This is a genomic window from Streptosporangium sp. NPDC020145, assembly GCF_040631275.1.
Taxonomy (GTDB): Bacteria; Actinomycetota; Actinomycetes; order Streptosporangiales; family Streptosporangiaceae; genus Streptosporangium.
This window is the reverse complement of sequence record NZ_JBEXZT010000017.1, coordinates 71218-87661: the sequence shown is the minus strand read 5'-3', so window position 1 is coordinate 87661 and position 16444 is coordinate 71218. Positions and strand designations below refer to the sequence as shown.

General features: G+C 71.0%; 16 protein-coding genes. 8 read left to right on the top strand and 8 right to left on the bottom strand.

The annotated features are described in order from the left end of the window. Nucleotides 1-5 precede the first annotated feature (5 nt). Together ABZ463_RS27035 and ABZ463_RS27030 are read right to left on the bottom strand one after the other, a co-directional pair. Nucleotides 6-1163: an epoxide hydrolase family protein gene (locus tag ABZ463_RS27035; RefSeq protein ID WP_352014452.1), complete on the bottom strand. Its 1158-nt coding sequence runs from the start codon at nucleotides 1161-1163 to the stop codon at nucleotides 6-8. Next, the gene (locus tag ABZ463_RS27030; RefSeq protein WP_362780273.1) at nucleotides 1081-2556 is read right to left on the bottom strand and encodes an FAD-binding monooxygenase; all 1476 of its coding nucleotides are present in this window, start codon (nucleotides 2554-2556) and stop codon (nucleotides 1081-1083) included. The genes ABZ463_RS27035 and ABZ463_RS27030 overlap by 83 nt, the downstream gene beginning before the upstream one ends. 323 nt (nucleotides 2557-2879) lie before the next feature. On the opposite strand from ABZ463_RS27030, the gene ABZ463_RS27025 reads away from it, so the two are divergent. After that, on the top strand, nucleotides 2880-3584 hold the full coding sequence (locus tag ABZ463_RS27025) for a DUF2306 domain-containing protein (protein ID WP_352014450.1): 705 nt from the start codon (nucleotides 2880-2882) through the stop codon (nucleotides 3582-3584). Nucleotides 3585-3641: 57 nt separating this feature from the next. Here the strand turns inward: ABZ463_RS27025 and ABZ463_RS27020 are convergent, their stop codons facing one another. Next, entirely contained in the window at nucleotides 3642-4823 is a 1182-nt protein-coding gene (locus tag ABZ463_RS27020) for an acyl-CoA dehydrogenase family protein (protein ID WP_352014449.1), read from the bottom strand. Nucleotides 4824-5100: 277 nt separating this feature from the next. Here ABZ463_RS27020 and ABZ463_RS27015 point away from each other — a divergent pair, with 277 nt between their 5' ends. From ABZ463_RS27015 to ABZ463_RS27005, 3 genes are all read left to right on the top strand, one after another. Continuing rightward, nucleotides 5101-6417: an extracellular solute-binding protein gene (locus tag ABZ463_RS27015; protein ID WP_352014448.1), complete on the top strand. Its 1317-nt coding sequence runs from the start codon at nucleotides 5101-5103 to the stop codon at nucleotides 6415-6417. A 24-nt stretch (nucleotides 6418-6441) separates the two neighbouring features. Next, entirely contained in the window at nucleotides 6442-7362 is a 921-nt protein-coding gene (locus ABZ463_RS27010; protein WP_362780270.1) for a TIGR03619 family F420-dependent LLM class oxidoreductase, read from the top strand. 142 nt (nucleotides 7363-7504) lie between these two features. Further along, entirely contained in the window at nucleotides 7505-7846 is a 342-nt protein-coding gene (locus ABZ463_RS27005; protein ID WP_352014446.1) for a VOC family protein, read from the top strand. Nucleotides 7847-7943: 97 nt separating this feature from the next. Here ABZ463_RS27005 and ABZ463_RS27000 read toward each other — a convergent pair whose 3' ends face one another. Further along, complete coding sequence (locus ABZ463_RS27000; protein WP_352014445.1) at nucleotides 7944-8720, bottom strand: DUF2306 domain-containing protein; 777 nt, start codon at nucleotides 8718-8720, stop codon at nucleotides 7944-7946. A 223-nt stretch (nucleotides 8721-8943) separates the two neighbouring features. After that, a complete protein-coding gene (locus ABZ463_RS26995; protein ID WP_362780266.1) occupies nucleotides 8944-10476 on the bottom strand; it encodes an MFS transporter in 1533 nt (510 codons plus the stop codon). Between the two features lie 202 nt (nucleotides 10477-10678). Between ABZ463_RS26995 and ABZ463_RS26990 the strand changes: the two genes are divergently transcribed. The 3 genes from ABZ463_RS26990 to ABZ463_RS26980 all read left to right on the top strand — a co-directional run bounded on the left by ABZ463_RS26990 (nucleotide 10679) and on the right by ABZ463_RS26980 (nucleotide 12491). After that, nucleotides 10679-11047, top strand: coding sequence for a YciI family protein (locus ABZ463_RS26990; protein WP_362780264.1), 369 nt, complete (start codon nucleotides 10679-10681; stop codon nucleotides 11045-11047). A 185-nt stretch (nucleotides 11048-11232) separates the two neighbouring features. Continuing rightward, complete coding sequence (locus ABZ463_RS26985) at nucleotides 11233-12021, top strand: SDR family oxidoreductase (protein ID WP_362780261.1); 789 nt, start codon at nucleotides 11233-11235, stop codon at nucleotides 12019-12021. A gap of 98 nt (nucleotides 12022-12119) precedes the next feature. Continuing rightward, entirely contained in the window at nucleotides 12120-12491 is a 372-nt protein-coding gene (locus ABZ463_RS26980; RefSeq protein WP_352014441.1) for a YciI family protein, read from the top strand. 51 nt (nucleotides 12492-12542) lie between these two features. Here ABZ463_RS26980 and ABZ463_RS26975 read toward each other — a convergent pair whose 3' ends face one another. Together ABZ463_RS26975 and ABZ463_RS26970 are read right to left on the bottom strand one after the other, a co-directional pair. Further along, entirely contained in the window at nucleotides 12543-13199 is a 657-nt protein-coding gene (locus ABZ463_RS26975; RefSeq protein ID WP_362780259.1) for a response regulator transcription factor, read from the bottom strand. Beyond that, nucleotides 13196-14347, bottom strand: a complete 1152-nt coding sequence (locus ABZ463_RS26970; protein ID WP_362780256.1) for a histidine kinase — start codon at nucleotides 14345-14347, stop codon at nucleotides 13196-13198. The genes ABZ463_RS26975 and ABZ463_RS26970 overlap by 4 nt, the downstream gene beginning before the upstream one ends. Before the next feature lie 155 nt (nucleotides 14348-14502). On the opposite strand from ABZ463_RS26970, the gene ABZ463_RS26965 reads away from it, so the two are divergent. Next, nucleotides 14503-15270 carry a DUF2306 domain-containing protein gene (locus tag ABZ463_RS26965; RefSeq protein ID WP_362780253.1) on the top strand — a complete coding sequence of 256 codons (768 nt, stop codon included), beginning with the start codon at nucleotides 14503-14505 and terminating at the stop codon, nucleotides 15268-15270. Here the strand turns inward: ABZ463_RS26965 and ABZ463_RS26960 are convergent. Beyond that, nucleotides 15156-16427, bottom strand: a complete 1272-nt coding sequence (locus tag ABZ463_RS26960; RefSeq protein ID WP_362780250.1) for a M28 family peptidase — start codon at nucleotides 16425-16427, stop codon at nucleotides 15156-15158. The genes ABZ463_RS26965 and ABZ463_RS26960 overlap by 115 nt on opposite strands. Between the last annotated feature and the right edge of the window lie 17 nt (nucleotides 16428-16444).

The window sequence follows — 16444 nt, the reverse complement described above, 5'->3', positions numbered from 1 at the left end:
CGTCCTCACCGCAGCGGGCGGGCGAAGGCCCGCACGTCCTCGACGAACAGTCCCGGCTGCTCCATGGCCGCGAAGTGCCCGCCCCGGTCGAACTCCGACCAGTGCGACAGCGTCGGCAGCACCCGTTCGGCGAACGAGCGCACCGGAAGCACCACGTCGGAGGGGAAGACCGCGACCCCGACGGGGGCCCGTAACGGCCAGGGGCCGCCCCAGGTCCGCAGGAAGTCGGCGGTCAGGTGGTTGGACTCGTAGTAGAGCTGGGCACTCGACCCGGCGGAGGCGGTCAGCCAGTAGATCGAGGCGATGGTCAGCAGGTGGTCGCGTTCGACGGCGTCCTCGGGCGACTTCGCCGAGTCGGTCCACTCCTTGTACTTCTCCACGATCCAGGCGAGCTGCCCGGCGGGGGAGTCGGTCAGCGCGTACGCCAGCGTCTGCGGCCTGGTGGACTGGATGAACCGCCAGCCCGCCCCGTCCTGCTCGAAACGCGCCGCGAAGTCGAGCCGCGCCAGGTCGGACTCGCTCAGCTCGCCCCACTCGGCCGGGTCCTGCGGCGGGAACGCGGCGAACATGTTGACGTGGACACCCAGCACGTGGTCCGGGTCGGCCAGCCCGACCTCCAGGGAGATCGGCATGCCCCAGTCGCCGCCCTGCGTGAGGTAACGGTCGTAGCCCAGGCGCCGCATCAGCTCCGCCCACGCCCGCGCGACCCTGCGGGTCGACCACCCCGGCTCGCCCGGGTGGCCGGAGAAGCCGTACCCCGGGATGGAGGGGACCACGACGTGGAAGGCGTCGGCCGGGTCGCCGCCGTGGCTCGCCGGGTCGGTCAGCGGCCCGACCACGTCGAGGAACTCGGCGTAGGAACCGGGCCAGCCGTGCGTGATGACCAGCGGTACGGCCGTGCTCCGCGGGGAGCGGGCGTGCAGGAAGTGCACGTCGACGCCGTCGATCTCGGTGACGAACTGGGGGAAGCGGTTCAGGCGATCCTGCGCCGCCCGCCAGTCGAAACCGGTGCGCCAGTACTCGGCCAGCTCCCTGAGGTAGTCCGGGGGAACACCGCGTTCCCACCCGGCGCTCGGCGGTTCACCGGGCCAGCGGGTCCCGGCCAGTCTCCGGTTCAGGTCGTCGATGTCCGCCTGGGGGAACTCGACTCGGAAGGGACGCATCGAAGGGCCTTTCGGTCGGTGCGGAGGGGCTGGAGTCATGGTTTCCGTGCGCGGCCGGGGGCCGCCGTGACCCGCGCAGCACCCGGACGACGTGGCGGGGCAGCATGAGGGAGGCGGGCGGGTCGACGAGCCCGGCGACCCTGATGAAGGCGTTGGCGAGGGTGGGGTCGTTGACGGCGGCGTCCTGGAGCCTGGCCACGTACGCGTTGACGAACCTGACCTTCGCCGAGCGCTTCCCCCGCACCCCGGCGTAGCCCAGGTCCGACCCGGCGGCCAGTTCCCACGGGGAGTCGATCTCCCGGGAGAGGTCCCTGAAGAACGCCCTGGCGTCCGGTTCCGTCCCCCGCTCCAGGTGGCGCCGCAGGACGAGGGACCCCAGCGCGGAGACCGTCATGCCCTGGGCGTAGACCGGGTTGAACGTGCACACCGCGTCGCCCATGACGAGCAGGCCGGAGGGGAAGTCGGCCAGCCGTTCGTAGTGCCGCCGCACGCTGGCCGGATACTTGAACGTCACCGGGTCGTCGAGCGGTTCGGCGTCCTTGATCGACTCGTGGATGTCCGGGATGGGCAGGGACCTGGCGAAGTCGAGGAAGCCGTCGGGGTCGGTCGGCGGGTGGTCGCCGAGGATGCCGGTGAGCGAGAGCTCGACCAGGCCCTCGCCTCCGGAGATGGGGAAGAAGAACGCCCCGCGCGGGGTCCGCGGGGTGGCGGCCGGGATGATCGCCAGGTCGCCGCCGAACGGGTCGGCGCGCAGCCGGTAGTGCCTGGTCGTGTAGGCCAGGTCTATCTTGATGCGCTCCTCCTCGGGGCGTCCGTAGCCCAGCTCCTCAAGCCACAGCGGGGTGCGCGACCCCCGGCCCGTGGTGTCGAGCACCAGGTCGGCGTCGAGGGTCTCCGCCGGGGCGCCGCCGTCGTGCCGCTGCACCCGCGCGCCGGTCACCCGGCTCCGGTCGGCCGTCGTCTCAAGGCCGAGGACGTCGTGGCCCTCGACGAAGCGCACGTTGGGGATGGCCTGGACCCGCAGGCGCACCTGGTTCTCCAGCACCGGCCTGGTCGCGGGGACGCACCCCAGCCCCGAGTGGGACGGGGCGATCCGCCGGCCGTTGAACAGCCAGCGGATGTCGCCGTTGAAGTCGCCGGGCCGTACGCCCGCCGCGACCAGGTTCCCGGTGAGGCCGGGGAAGTGCTCCTCCAGGATCTGGTGACCCCTGGCGACCAGGCCGTGGGCGTGCCGCCCGTGCGGGACGCCCGGCCGGTAGGTGGCCACCCCGGTCAGCCGGTCACGATCGACGAGCAGCACCTCGGTGAACCGTTCGGAGAGCACCCGGGCGGCCAGCAGGCCCGCCATGCTCCCGCCGAGCACCACCGCGCGGGTTCCCGCTCCATCGGCCATCAGGGGTTCACCTCACAAGTTCGACTCCGTGGCCTGGGTACGGCCGGGCACGCGGAAGGGACAACCGAAATGGATTTCCCAGTGGATTCCCGTGCGCCCTCTCCGCCACTGCATGGTCGCACCGGGGACACGGGTGAGACATCTTCTGAATTGCTCCGGGTCATCGCTTTCCAGGTGTCGCCGACGAACATGGCAATACGGGAGATGCGTTTTCCGGGGAGCGGACGTGAAACTCCCATTGGCGCCTTCAGCCGCGATCTTTCTCTCCCCCGGACGACGTTTTCGGCCCTGGGCGGGGCCGCCTAGGAAAAGGTGGAAAAGCAGTGACGAAGAAATCCGAAGGGACCCTGGTCGACGGGCTGGAGGACAGGGAGGGGGGCCTCGCGCGACGTTCCCCGTGGCCGTGGTGGCGCAGCCCGTGGCTGTACGGGCTCGGCGCGCTCGTCGTGTTCAACCTGATCTACGCGCTGCCGCGCTACCTGAGCTTCGACCCGGTCCTGTCGCGCACCCGTATCGACCCGGGCTTCGCCCTGCACTACCCGGTGGTCGTGGCGCACGTCGTCGCGGGCAACGTGGCGCTGGTGACGGTCTTCGTCCAGTTGCTGCCGTGGGTACGGCGTCACCGTCCCGGCCTGCACCGGATCTCCGGGCGGGTCTACGTCTTCGCCGGGGCGCTGCCGGCCTCGCTGCTGTCGCTGGTGCTGCTGCCGTACTCGACCGCGCCGATGGGCAAGCTGGGGCTGGCGACGATGGCGGTGCTGTGGATCGCGACGTCGCTGGCCGGGCTGCGGGCCGCGCGGCAGCGCCGTTACGTGGACCACCGGCGCTGGATGGTCTACAGCTTCGCGCTGGCCATGGGCACCTCGTGGGGCCGGGTGATCAGCCAGTTCGCCATCCCGGGCAACGGCATCGACGTGGCGGTCTTCTTCGACATCTCCTCGTGGATGGGCTGGGTGGTCAGCCTCGTCGCGGCCTACCTGTGGCTTGAGCGGACCACCCCCAGGAGGCGTGTCCCCGCCGGACGGTAGGGCCGTCCGCGTCAGGGGTCCTCACGGGAGATCTCCCGTGAGGACCCCTTCGGCGGTTCAGAGGTAGACCGTGTTGGGCTCAAGGCCGCACAGGACCCGGCCGTACAGTTCGAGGTTGGTGTTGGGGTGCATGATGGCGTGCAGGTTGAGGGTCTGCACGTCACGCTCGATGCGCTGGATCGGGACCGAGGTGTAGACGGAGGAGCCGCCGCTGGCGGTGTTGAGGATGTCCACCGCCTCCTTGGCCCGCCGGCAGACCGCCCCCAGGTCGAGCCGGACACGGGCCCGCTCCTCAAGCGTCCACGGCTCGCCGGTCGGCCCCTTGGTGTCCACCAGGCGGGCCGCGCGGAAGGCGTGGAACTCGGCCTCGTCGATCTTCGTGACGGCCTCGGCGACCTGGAGGTGGGTGAGCGGGGCGTCCTTCTGGCTGTCGTAGTTCGTGTAGCTGATCTTCCGGCCGGGCAGGCGCTCGAAGAAGGCGTCCCTGGCGGCCCTGGCCAGGCCCAGCGCCGTGGCGCCGACGGTGGTGCAGGCGGTCGGCATGAACGGCGCGCGGAAGATCGGGGAGTCGGCGTTCAGCTTCGAGGAGATCCGGCCCTGGAGCACCGGCCCCATGGCCAGCACCCGCTCCTGGGGGATGAACAGGTCATGGGCGACGGTGGTGACGCTGCCCGAGCCGCGCAACCCCGAGGTGTGCCAGTCGTCGATGATCCGCAGGTCGGGCAGCGGGATCGCGACCATGATCGGTTCGTAGCCGCCGTCGGCGGTGGCCAGGACCGCGGCGTTGGTGTTCCAGTGGCTCTGCTGCGAGCCGGTGTTGAACGACCACTTGCCGTTGAGCACCACACCGTCCTCGACGGGTACGGCGACCGCCGTCGGGCTCAGGATGCCGCTGACCCGGACGTCGGGGGTCGAGAAGACCTCGTCCTGCACCTCGTCGGGGAACAGCCCGACCATCCAGGTGCTGATCGCCCAGACCGCGACGGTCCAGGAGTGCGAGCCGTCCCCCCTGGCCAGTTCGGCGAGCACCTCGACCACGGTGCCCATGTCGGACTCGTAGCCGCCGTACCTGGTGGGGACGCGCATCTTCAGGATGCCCGCCTCGGTCAGCGCCTCGATCGACTCCTCGGGCAGACGCCTGTTCTCCTCGGCCCACAGGGCGTTCTTCTGGAGCAGGGGCACCAGTTCGGACGCCCGGCGGACGAGCTCCTCCCTCGACGGCGCCTCGGTGATTTCCATCGGTCCTCCTCGGGAAAAATGCGGCAGGTTTCGGTGCACGTTGACCCTGACAGTCGCATTCACCGTGACGCATCTCCCTGATTGCCCACCTCCCACACCGTTCGCACGAGAGAACAAACGCCGCAACCAGGAAGATGCCTTTTCGGGGAACGGCCCGCATCATTGGCTTCGAGTTTGTTTTCCCCGCGATTCCGGCCATCCCGGGAAAACCTCTGCCACGGGGTCGCGCGCGGAATCATCCGCCAAGGGACCACCCAGAGATGAGGGAGCACGCCGGATGAGGATCGTCATCGACGCGTGGCTGCACTACTACAAGACCCCGCGTTTCCTGGACAGCACCAGGGACGCGATCAGAGGCTTCAACGAGGCGCACCCCGGCTACGAGGTCAGGCTGCACGAGCACGACTACGTGCGGATGCCCCTGGAGATCGCCCGCGCGGTCGAACGGGGCGTCATCCCCACTCTTGGCCAGTACTACTCGACGTCGAGCCAGGTCGCCTTCGACATGGTGCGCAACGACGGCTCACCGCTGTACACCTCGGTCGCCGACGCCATCGGAGGCCGTACGGAGATCCTCGGGGAGCCGGTCGTCGACCACGACGTGCTCTCCCACGCCCGCCACTACTTCACCGCCCCCGACGGGCGCACCGGCCTGTCCCCGCTGTCCTCGACGACCCTGCTGTACGCCAACATGACGCTCCTTGAGGCGGCGGGCATCACCGAGGTGCCGCGGACCTGGGCGGGGATCGACGCCGCCTGCCGGGCCCTGGCCAAGCTGCCCGACCCGCCCGCGCACGCGATCACCTGGTGCAACCACGGCTGGATGTTCATGCAGGCCGTCGCCGCGCAGGGCGGCCACCTCGTCAACCGGGACAACGGCAGGGCGGGCGTCGCCGACACCGCCCACCTCGACTCCGAGGAGATGATGGCCTTCGTCGACTGGTGGCGGCGCCTGCACCGGGACGGCCACTACCACTACACCGGCACCCGGATGGACTGGGTCGGCAGCTTCGGGGTGTTCGCCGAACAGCAGGTGGCCTTCATGTTCACCTCCTCGGTCGACGCGCCCCGGCTGGTGCAGGTCGGAAAGGACCGGGGGTTCGTCGTCAGGGCGAGCCGCCTGCCGTACAACGACGACGTGCCCTACGTGGGCAACGTGCTCGGCGGGGACGGGATCTTCCTGGCCGACGGCCTCGACGAGGAGGTCAGGGACGGCGCGCTGGCCTTCCTGCAGTACCTCAACAACCCGGCCAACGCGATCGACAGGCACCGGCGCACCAACTACATGCCGATCACCTACTCCGCGGTCGAACTCCTCCAGGAGCAGGGCTGGTTCGAGGAGAACCCGCACCGGAAGGTGGCCGTCGACCAGCTCGAAGGCTCGGACGACTCGCCCGCGGCACTGGGCGCCCTGGTGGGGGAGCTGCCCAGGCTCCAGGACGTGATGACCTACGCCATGCACGACGTACTGCTGTCCGGCGCCGACCCGGTCGCCCGTTTCGCCCAGGCCAACGCCGAGGGGCAGCGGCTCATCGACGACTACAACGCGCACCGGGGACCGGGCAGGGACCCCGGCAGCTACCGCGTGCACTGACTTCTGACGACCGGAGGGAACACCGTGAGGTTCGGCTTGGGACTGCCGCAGAGCAGCGGCTTCGACCTGCGCTTCGACGTCGCGAGGATCGCGAGGGGAGCGGAGAGCGCCGGTTACTCCAGCCTCTGGGTCTACGAGCGGGTGCTCTTCCCGCTCGAACCGGCCGAGGGCATGAACGGCGTGCCGGGGCTGCCGTGGATCGACCACTACCGGGAGTGCGCGGACGCGCTGACCGTCCTCACCCTCGCCGCCGCGGTGACCGACACCGTACGGCTCGGCACCGGCGTCCTGGTGGCACCGCTGTACCGTTCGCTGCACCTGGCGCGGGCGCTGGCGACGCTGGACCGGGCCAGCGGGGGGCGGGTGGTCGCCGGGTTCGGCAGCGGCTGGTCCTCCGACGAGTACCGGGGGATGGAGGCCGACTTCGCGGCGCGGGGCCGTACCCTCGACGAGACCCTCGACGCCTGCCGCGCCTTCTGGGGGCGCGACCCGGTCTCGCACCGGGACTCACGGCTCAGCGTCGAGGGCGCCCTGGTCGCCCCGAAACCGGCCGGGCGGATCCCGGTGCTGCTGGGCGGCCGTTCCGTCAGGGCCGTGGAGCGGGCCGCCCGCAAGGCCGACGGGTGGCTTCCCTCGGGGCTGCCCGCGCCCGTGGTCGCCGAGCTGTGGGACAGGATCAGGCAGCGGGCCGTGGAACACGGCAGGGACGCCGCCGCGCTGGAGCTCGTCCCCAGGGCCGCCGTCGTGCTGTCCGAGACGCCCGCCCCCGCCGGGCGCAGGCCGTTCCAGGGGTCGATCGGGCAGGTGGTCGAGGACGTGGCGGCGTTGGCGGAGGCCGGGGCGACCGAGATCCTGCTCGACCTGGTGCCCTCGGCGAAGGGCGGGGAGGAACTGCTCGACCGGGCCCTTGAGGTGTTCGAGGCGGTGACGGACGCCGGGTTCTGAGCCTTTTTCGGGCCGGGTTTCGGGGTTTTCGCCCTGGGGCCCGGCTTTTTTGTGATTCATGCGGCGCCGGATGTCAAGGATCGGTCCACGGCTCCGACCCAGGGGTAGAGGGGCCCACAGGGGGCCGCACTGAGGAGGAGACATGTCCGCACAGAGCTTCGCCGGCATTCTGCTGGGTACGGCTGACGCCGAGCGGCTTCGCGAGTGGTACGTCCAGGCGTTCAACCCCAGGACCGAGGGACCCGCCCTGTTCTTCGGCGACGTCGCCCTGTTCTGCGACCAGCGTGAAGACGTCGCGGAGAAGAACTCAGAACCCGGCAGGCACATTCTCAACTTCAACGTCGAGAACGCCGTGGAGACCGCCGAGCGGCTCAACGGGCTGGGGGTGACGTGGCTGTCCGAGCTGAGCGAGAACGACCACGGGTGGATCGGCACGCTGGTCGACCCCGACGGCAACTACGTCCAGATCATGCAGCAGAAGTAACGCGGCGGACGTGGACCTCGGGCGGGCGGGCCATGCGCGCCCGGCCCGAGGTCCCGCCGGCGGAGGCCCACCTCCGTGACGGCGGTTTTACGGCGGCTCAGCTCTGTGACGGTACGGCGCGCCTGGGCCTGCGACGGCCTCCCCACGGCAGCCCGGAGGTCCGGTCGAGCCACCACTGGGCGATGCCGAGGTGCACGATGAAGGGCAGCCAGCCGATCAGCTCGAAGCACAGGTTCATGTTGGCGCCGGGGATGCTCGACACGTAGATCGCGATGGGCCTGCTGTAGATGTTCGTCAGCGACAGCGCGAAGCTGTAGGTCATCCAGCGGCGGTGTTCGGCCCACCGGTGCTTGCGTCCCATCCGGTAGCCGACGAGCGTGATGACCAGCCACAGGGCGGCCGTGATGTACAGGCCCGAGCTGCCGGGTTGTACGCCGCCGTCGCGGTCGTTGCGGATGCGCATCAGGACGATGGCGACGATCGAGGTGGGGACGGCGCCCGCGAAGACGAACAGCCGCCCGCTGATCCGGTGCACGGCCGGGTACCGTCTGCGGACCAACGGCCACACCTGCAGGCAGGCCGTGGCCATCGCGACGCTGGCGGTCACGATGTGGGTGACGACCAGCACGTAGTGCAGGGGGATGCTCTGGACCAGGTGCACGGTCGCGGTGCGCGGGTCCAGCCTGATGTAGGGGCCCCAGATGTAGGTCAGGAACACCCCGACCAGGATGACCAGCGGGATCATCCACGGCCTTCGCCACCACCGGGGCCTGGGCGAGATCCGCCTCGCCCGTTCGGTCAGCCTCCGGTCGAGCTCGGCCATCTCGTCCGGCGCGTCGCGGACGTCGAATGCCTTCTCCGGTGATTGCGTCACAGTCGACTCCCTCTCTGGAAGATCTCGGCGGGGGACGCGGACGGCGTTTTTCGGCCGGGGCGTGAATCCCTCCGAGGCCGTTCACGAATGCGCGCCGAAAAACGCCTCATAGGCGTTCGAACACGGCGTGGGAATGTCGCGCCTCGATGGTCCCACCGGGATCGGGACGGCGTTTCTCTGAAAATGCGGAGTTGTGTTCTCAGGAAACAGGTCGATTTCCGGGTCAGGGGCGGCGCAGGGTGGCCGCCGTCAGGGCCGCCAGGCAGACGAAGACGACGACGCCGATGACACCGACGGTGTTGAGCCCGGCGGTGAAGGCCTCCCGCGCGACGGCCAGCAGCCGGGCCGCGGGTTCCGCGGGCAGCCCCGAGGCCACCGAGACGGCCCCGGCGAGGGTCTCCCCGGCCTGTCCCGCCTGGTCACCGAGCCCGGCGGGCAGTGCGCCCGCGATGTGCGAGCGGTAGACGGCGGCGCCGACCGTGCCCATGAGGGCCATGCCGAGCGTCCCGCCGAAGTGCAGGCTGGTCTCGGAGATCGAGGCGGCCGAACCCGCCCGCCCTGGCGGCACGGAGCCGACGACCAGGCCCGTCCCCAGCGAGACCAGCGGGCCGTCGCCGAGCGCGATGACCGCGATGCCGAGTACGGCCAGGGCCAGCCCGCCGGGGCCACCGGAGCCGCCGGTCAGGGCGACGAGCGCGAACCCGGCGGCGGACAGCGCCAGGCCGCCCGCGATGGCCGTCCCCGGCCGCATCCTGCGGACCAGGGCGGGTGAGAGCACGGCTCCCGCGGCCAGCGCCAGGCCCATGGGCGCGTACCACAGGGCCGCCGTCGCCGGGGACAGGCCGAGCACCGACTGGAGGTACTGGCTGACCAGCAGCCCCGTCCCGGCGATCATCGCGCCGCCGAGCAGCATCGTCACCAGGACGACGCCGAAGGAGCGTTCGGCGAACAGCCGCAGGTCGAGCAGGGGACGCTCAAGGCTGAGCTGGCGCCGTACGAAGACGAACCCGAGGAGCAGGCCGGCGGCGAGCGCGGCGAGGGGTACGGCGGGCGCGGTGCCGTCGCCGACGGCCAGCTCCTTGACCCCGTAGACCAGGGGCAGCACGGTCGCCAGCGACAGGGCGACGCTGACGAGGTCGAGGCGCCCGGCGTCCGGGTTGCGGTACTCGGGCAGCAGGAGCGGCGCCAGCACCAGCAGCAGCGCCATGACGGGGACGCCGAGCAGGAAGACCGAACCCCACCAGAAGTGTTCGAGCAGGACGCCGCCGATGACGGGGCCGAGCGCGGCGCCGCCGAACTGGCAGGCGGCCCACAGCGAGATGGCCAGGCCACGCTGCCCGGCGTCGGCGAACATGTTGCTGATCAGAGCCAGGGTCGAGGGCATGAGGGTCGCGCCCGCGACGCCGAGCAGGGCTCGGGCGGCGATGAGCATGCCGGGGCTGCCGGAGTAGGCGGCCAGTACGGAGGCCAGGCCGAAGGCGGCACCGCCGATGAGCAGCAGTCTCCTGCGGCCGACGCGGTCGCCGAGGGTGCCCATGGTGATGAGGAACCCGGCCAGGAGGAAGCCGTACACGTCGGCGATCCACAGCTGTTCGACACTGCTGGTCCCCAGGTCGGCGCTGAGGTGGGGCACCGCGAGGAACAGGACACCGATGTCCAGCGCGACCAGCAGGGTGGGCAGGGCCAGCACCGCGAGCCCGGTCCACTCCCTGCGTCCGGCCCTGGGCGGCGCCTCCTTCGTCGTCTCGTCATGCATGGGGGCTTGTCACTCCTCGTCCGGTCGGATGGCGGTTGGTGAGGACGGTGCCGAAGGCACCCCTCATGGACAGATCGGAGCCGGTTCGAGGATCTCGACGCCCTCCTTCGAGAGATTTGCCGGGTTTCGCGGCTGGATGACAAGAACGGGACGTCCGCTCCGACATGTCTACGGAACCGGCGCGAACGCTAGGAGCGAAGACGTGAAGTACCTGCTGGCGGTCTACGAGAACCCCGGCGTCTGGAACGACCTGCCGGAACGGGTCCGTGCCGACGTGCACGAGGGCCGTCACCGGTTCGTCGAGGAGATCGGCGCCAGCGGGGAACTCCTCGGCAGGATCACGCTCGGGGACCTCTCGCACGGCGCCGTCGTCCAGGTCCGTGACGGACTGACCTGGGTCACCGGCGGCCTGCACGCCGAACGCGCCGACCACCTCGTCGGCTGCTACGTCGTGGAGTGCGAGAGCAGGGAACGCGCGCACGCCATCGCCGCGATGATCCCGGACACGGGAATCGAGGGACTGGGCATAGAGGTCCGGCCGATCGCCTTCTCGGTGGGCGCGGGTGTCTGAGAAACGCCTTTCCGCACCGCGCCAGAGCATCGGGAAAGGCGTGTTTCCGCTTCGGCGGGAGGTCTTTTCACGGGGGTCGGAAATCTTGGACGCGAGGCCGGGAGAACCCGGTCCCGTGGCCGGGAAAGGAATCGCGAACATCGAGGAAGGGCCCGTTTCCCGGGTCCTCGACCGGAGGTGGAACCGTGAACGTCCCTGAACTGCTGACGGGAAAGGTGGTCCTGGTCGCCGGAGTCGGCCCCGGCCTCGGGCGGGAGCTGGCCGTACGGTGCGCCCGCGCGGGAGCGGACCTGGTGCTGGCCGCGCGCACCGCGTCCCGCCTTGAGGTGGTGGCCGACGAGGTCAAGCAACTCGGCCGCCGGGCGCTGGTCGTACCGGCCGACCTGACCGACGAGGCGGAGACCGAGAGCCTGGTGCTGGCGGCGCTTGAGACCTACGGGCGGGTGGACACGCTCATCCACAACGCCTTCGCCGCGCCGCGGCACCTGACGATGGTCGAGGTCGGCCTCGACGAGGTCCGCGAGGGGTTCGAGATCAACGTCTACGCGGCGTTGCGGCTGGTCAGGCTGCTCGCGCCGACGCTGGTCGAGAACCGGGGCTCCGTCGTGATGGTCAACTCCTCGGTCCTGCGGCACTCCATCGAGCGCTGCGGCTCCTACAAGATGGCCAAGGCCGGGCTGCTCGCGCTCGCCCAGATGCTCTCCACCGAACTCGGCCCGCAGGGGGTGCGCGTCAACAGCGTCGCCCCGGGGCCGATCCTGATCGACACGGTGAAGGCGTTCGTCGAGGAGATCGCCACCGCCCGCGGTGTCCCCCCGACGACGGTCTACGACGAGATGACGAGCTCGATCGACCGCCGCAGGCTCCAGGAGCCCGAGGAGGTGGCCGACGCGGTGATCTTCCTGGCCTCCGACATGGCCCGTGCGATCACCGGGCACTGCCTCGACGTCAACGGTGGCGAGTACCACAGCTGACCCTCCCGAACTCGTCGGCGCCGGGATGTCAAAACCCCGCTCCCGGCTCCGACCTCTCCATGGAAGACATCGAAAGCCCAATCGGAGGAGCGATTCATATGTCGAAGTTCATGCTGATCATGCACACCAGCCCCGCGGTCATGGAGAAGCTGTCCGAGGCCGAACTCAACGAGATCATGAGCGGTCACGGCACCTTCCAGGAGACGATCAAGGAGACCGGGGAGTTCGTCTCGACGCACGCGCTCGGTGACACGTCCAACAGCGCGGTGGTCAGCGTCGCCGACGGCACCACCGTCGTCAAGGAAGGCCCGGCCGTGGTGAGTGAGCTGGGCATCGGCGGTTACTACATCGTCGAGTGCGAGAGCAAGGACCGCGCCTACGAGGTCGCCGCGCTGATCCCGGACGCGAAGATCGACGGCCTGGCCGTCGAGGTCCGCCCGATCCTGTTCTCCGCAGGCGCCAACCTCTGAGCACCTGTCCGTGACCCGTTCCCACCCGGCTCGGGGCGGGTGGGAACGGGCTCACCTTCTGTCGGTGAAGCCGGTGCGGTAGGCCCATACGACCGCCTGGGTGCGGTCGCGCGCGCGTAGTTTGTGCAGGATGTGTTTGATGTGGGTCTTCACGGTCTCCAGGGAGACGTGCATCGACCGGGCGATCTCGATGTTCGACAGGCCCTCGGCGAGGGCGCGCAGTACGTCGGCCTCGCGTTCGGTCAGCTGAGCCGCGAGGGCGGCGTCCCGGCCGCCGGTGCCGCGCCGGGCGGCGAGCGTCTCAAGCAGCCTGCGGGTCACCGAGGGCGCGACGAGCGCGTCCCCGCCCGCGACCGTGCGGATGCCCTCGACCACCTGCTCCGGGGTCGCCCGTTTGAGCAGGAAGCCGTCGGCCCCCGCCGCGATGGCGTCGTCCACGATCTCGTCGAGGTCGAAGGTGGTGAGCACCAGCACCCGGGGCCTCGGCCGGGGCCAGGAGGTGATCTCCCGGGTGGCGCGGACACCGTCGTGGCCGGGCATCCGCACGTCCATCAGCACGACGTCCGGCCTGCTCGCCCTGACCCCGTGTACGGCCTGCGTCCCGTTGGCCGCCTCTCCCACGACGACGATGTCCTTCTCGGCGCCGAGCAGGGCTCGCAGACCACCCCTGACCAGCGCGTCGTCGTCGGCGAGGAACACCTTGATCATGGCCGCGCCACCGGCAGGACCACCCGGACGCCGAAGCCGCCCGCGACGGGGCCCGCCTCCAGGTCGCCGCCCTCAAGCCGGGCCCGTTCCCGCATGCTGACCAGGCCGCGTCCCGGCACCGGCTCGGGGAAGCCGTCCCCCTCGTTGGTCACCTCAAGCAGCACCCGGTCCCCGGTCTGCGTCAGGTCGATCCGGATACGCCCACGGGAGGTGTGCCGCAGCGCGTTGGTCACCGCCTCCTGGGTGATCCGGTAGACCGCCCGCGCCCCGCTGGCCGGGAGCTCGACCTCGCCGGTGTTGAGTTCGACCTCCCGCCCGGCGGCGCGCACCCGCCCGGCGAGGTCGGCGAGGTCGGCCGTCGTGGGGTCGACGTTCGTGTGCCCCGAGCCGTCGGCGGCCGGGTCGAGGACGCGTAACAGACGGTCGAGTTCGTCGAGCGCGCCCCGGCCGAGGGTCTCGATGTGCCCGAGCGCCTCGTGGCCGAAGTCCGGGTTCTCCGCGAAGACCCGCCTGCCGACCCCGGCCTGCATGACCATCACGTTGACGGCGTGGCCGAGGGCGTCGTGCAGTTCCCCGGCCAGCCGGGCGCGTTCCTGGAGCAGGACCCGTTCGGCGAGCGCCACCCGCTCCCGCGCCTCACTCATGGCCCGCGCCTCGGCCGCCGCGGCGTACGCGCGGCGGCTCAGCGCGGCGTCACCCCCGATGGTCGAGATCAGGAAGCACATGGTGATCCCCGACAGTTCGAGCGGGCTCACCTGGCCACGGTCGAACACCACGTACCCGAGGACCGCCAGCCCGCCGGACAGGGCGGCCACCAGCCTGTGCGGCCAGTCGCGGTACAGGGAGAAGCAGGTGAACAGCGCGATCCAGGCGGGCCACTGCACGACGGTCACCGCGTATCCCGCCGCCTCGTTGACGATCAGCAGCGCCGAGACGACGGCGACCACCGGCAGCGGGAAGACCTGGCGCCACAGCAGGGCCAGCGAGGCGGCCGTGATCAGGGCGAGCCCGGGAAGGTCGGCCTCCCGGTAGGGCGGCCCCGCGGCGGCCAGCAGGCTCGCGACGGCGGACCCGGCGGCCAGTGCTCCCGCCAGCCAGCGGTCGGCCCCGGCGGGCCGGGTACGGCGGAAGCCGCCGGTCAAACGCATGGCCCCATCTTTCCCCGAACACGGGCAAACGGGTCAACCGGTCTCCCTCTGATGAGGGAGACGCACTTCCCTCGGCAGGGGGGCGACCGCCGTACCGGGGCGAACCTACGTTGTGGACGGCCGTTATGGACGGTCGATCGACGATGGGGGCGTTCATGAGAAGAACAGTCGGACTGTGGTGGGTCGTCCTCACCGCGGTGGGAATCGCGGTGTACGCGCCGCTGCCGTACCTGACGGACACGCTGCGGCACCTCGCGCGGAGCGACGTCGGGATCGCGGCCACCTACGTCGATCAGCCGGGCTGGGCGCAGGCGGCCCTGTACGTGCACATCTGCTTCGGCGGCCTGGCGCTGCTGGTCTCACCCACCCAGTTCGTCGTACGGCTGCGCACCCGCTTTCCCGGGTTCCACCGGCTCTGCGGGCGGGTCGTGATCGTCGCCATGATCGTGGCCGGGGTGGCGGGACTGGTGATGGCTCCGGCCAACATGGCCGGTCCGGTGGGAACGGCGGGCTTCGGGACGCTGGCCGTACTGTGGACGACCTTCGCCGTGGCTGCCTACCGGGCGATCAGGCGCGGTGACGTCGCCGCGCACCGCCGCTGGGCGACACGGGCGTTCGCGCTGACGTACGCCGCGGTGATGCTCAGGGCGTGGCCGCTTGTCCTCGTTCCGCTCCAGACCGCGTTCGGCGTGGACGAGGTCACCGCCTTCGACCGCTCCTACCTGGCCGACTCCTTCCTGAGCTGGGTGCCGAACCTGCTGTTCGCCGAGGTCCTGCTGCGGCGGAGCCGCGGACGCCGGGCCGTTCCTCAGGGGGCCGGTTCCTCGCGGGCCAGCCTGCGGATGACGGCCTCGGCCAGTTCGGCGGCGGAGACCACGCTGTCCAGGTCGACGTTGTCGGGGACGTCGGAGTCGAGGTGGTAGTGGGTGATGAGCTTGTCGTGGTCGAGCGAGACGATCGTGGCGACGGGGTACCCGTGCCGCCGGGGGACCTCGCTGTCGGTGCTGTTGCGCGAACGCAGTCCCCGCAGGAGCGGCACCCCGATGTCGCGCGCGCACTCCGCGACGAACCGGCGGAACGGCTCGGGGTAGTCGCGCATCAGCACGGGCCCCTCACCTTCGAGCAGGGCGAGCCTTCCCGAGCCGACGCTTTCGAGGTTGACGAAGCAGGTGCCGGGGCCGAGGTCGGGGAAGTGCCTGCGGGCGAACCCGCGGATGCCCTCCTGCAGGGCCTCCTCGGCACCGGCGGACAGCAGGACGACCCGCAGCCCGGAGACCGGCTCCCGCTGGAGCGCCCGCGCGACGCAGACCAGCGCGGCCACCCCGGAGAGGTTGTCGTTGGCCCCCGGTACGGCGGGCCTGCGGCCGATGTCGGCAAGGAACGCCAGGTTGGCCGCCGTGATCGCCGTTCCCAGGCCGCCGAGCCTGCGGTCGCCGCTCGCGGCGCCAACGGCGACCAGGGCCGGTCCCAGGATGACCGGCCACCAGGTCGGCGGGTTCTCCTTGGCGGCGGCGATGACGGCGGGGAAGTGGCGGGCGACCCAGCGGAGCACCCGCTGGTCGAAGATCACTCCCGACGGGGCGGCGTCGTGGTGGGCGAGGACGACCACCGTCCGGGTCGCCGTCGGGTCGCCGCCGTACGCCACGACGTTGTGGGCGCGCCGGTGGGGGAGCGCGACCCGGCGGAACCAGCGGGAGCCTCCCGCGACGTCGTCGGCGATGGCCGCCGACGCCGCCGCCGCGACCACCGCGGCGCCCCAGCGGGCCGCCGCCCTCCGCGCGCCGCCGTACGAGCCACCGCTGTACGAGCCACCGCCGTGTGAAGGGACGCCGTACCGGGAGAGGAGTCCCGCGGCGAGTCCGGCGGCGCTGAGCAGGCCGATCGGCAGCGCGTAGGAGCTCGTCGCGCGCACCGGCTCGACACCGGCCCGATAGCCGAGGCCGCGCAGCCGTTCCGCGAGCGCGGCGGCCACCCGCCTCTCCCCGGGCGAGGTGGGAAGCCGGGCGATTCCGGCGTAGGCGCGGATCACCTCGTCGCAGGTCCGCCGTCGCCACCCGTCCGGTAACCGGTCAGCCGTCATGGCCCGTCTCACCCGTC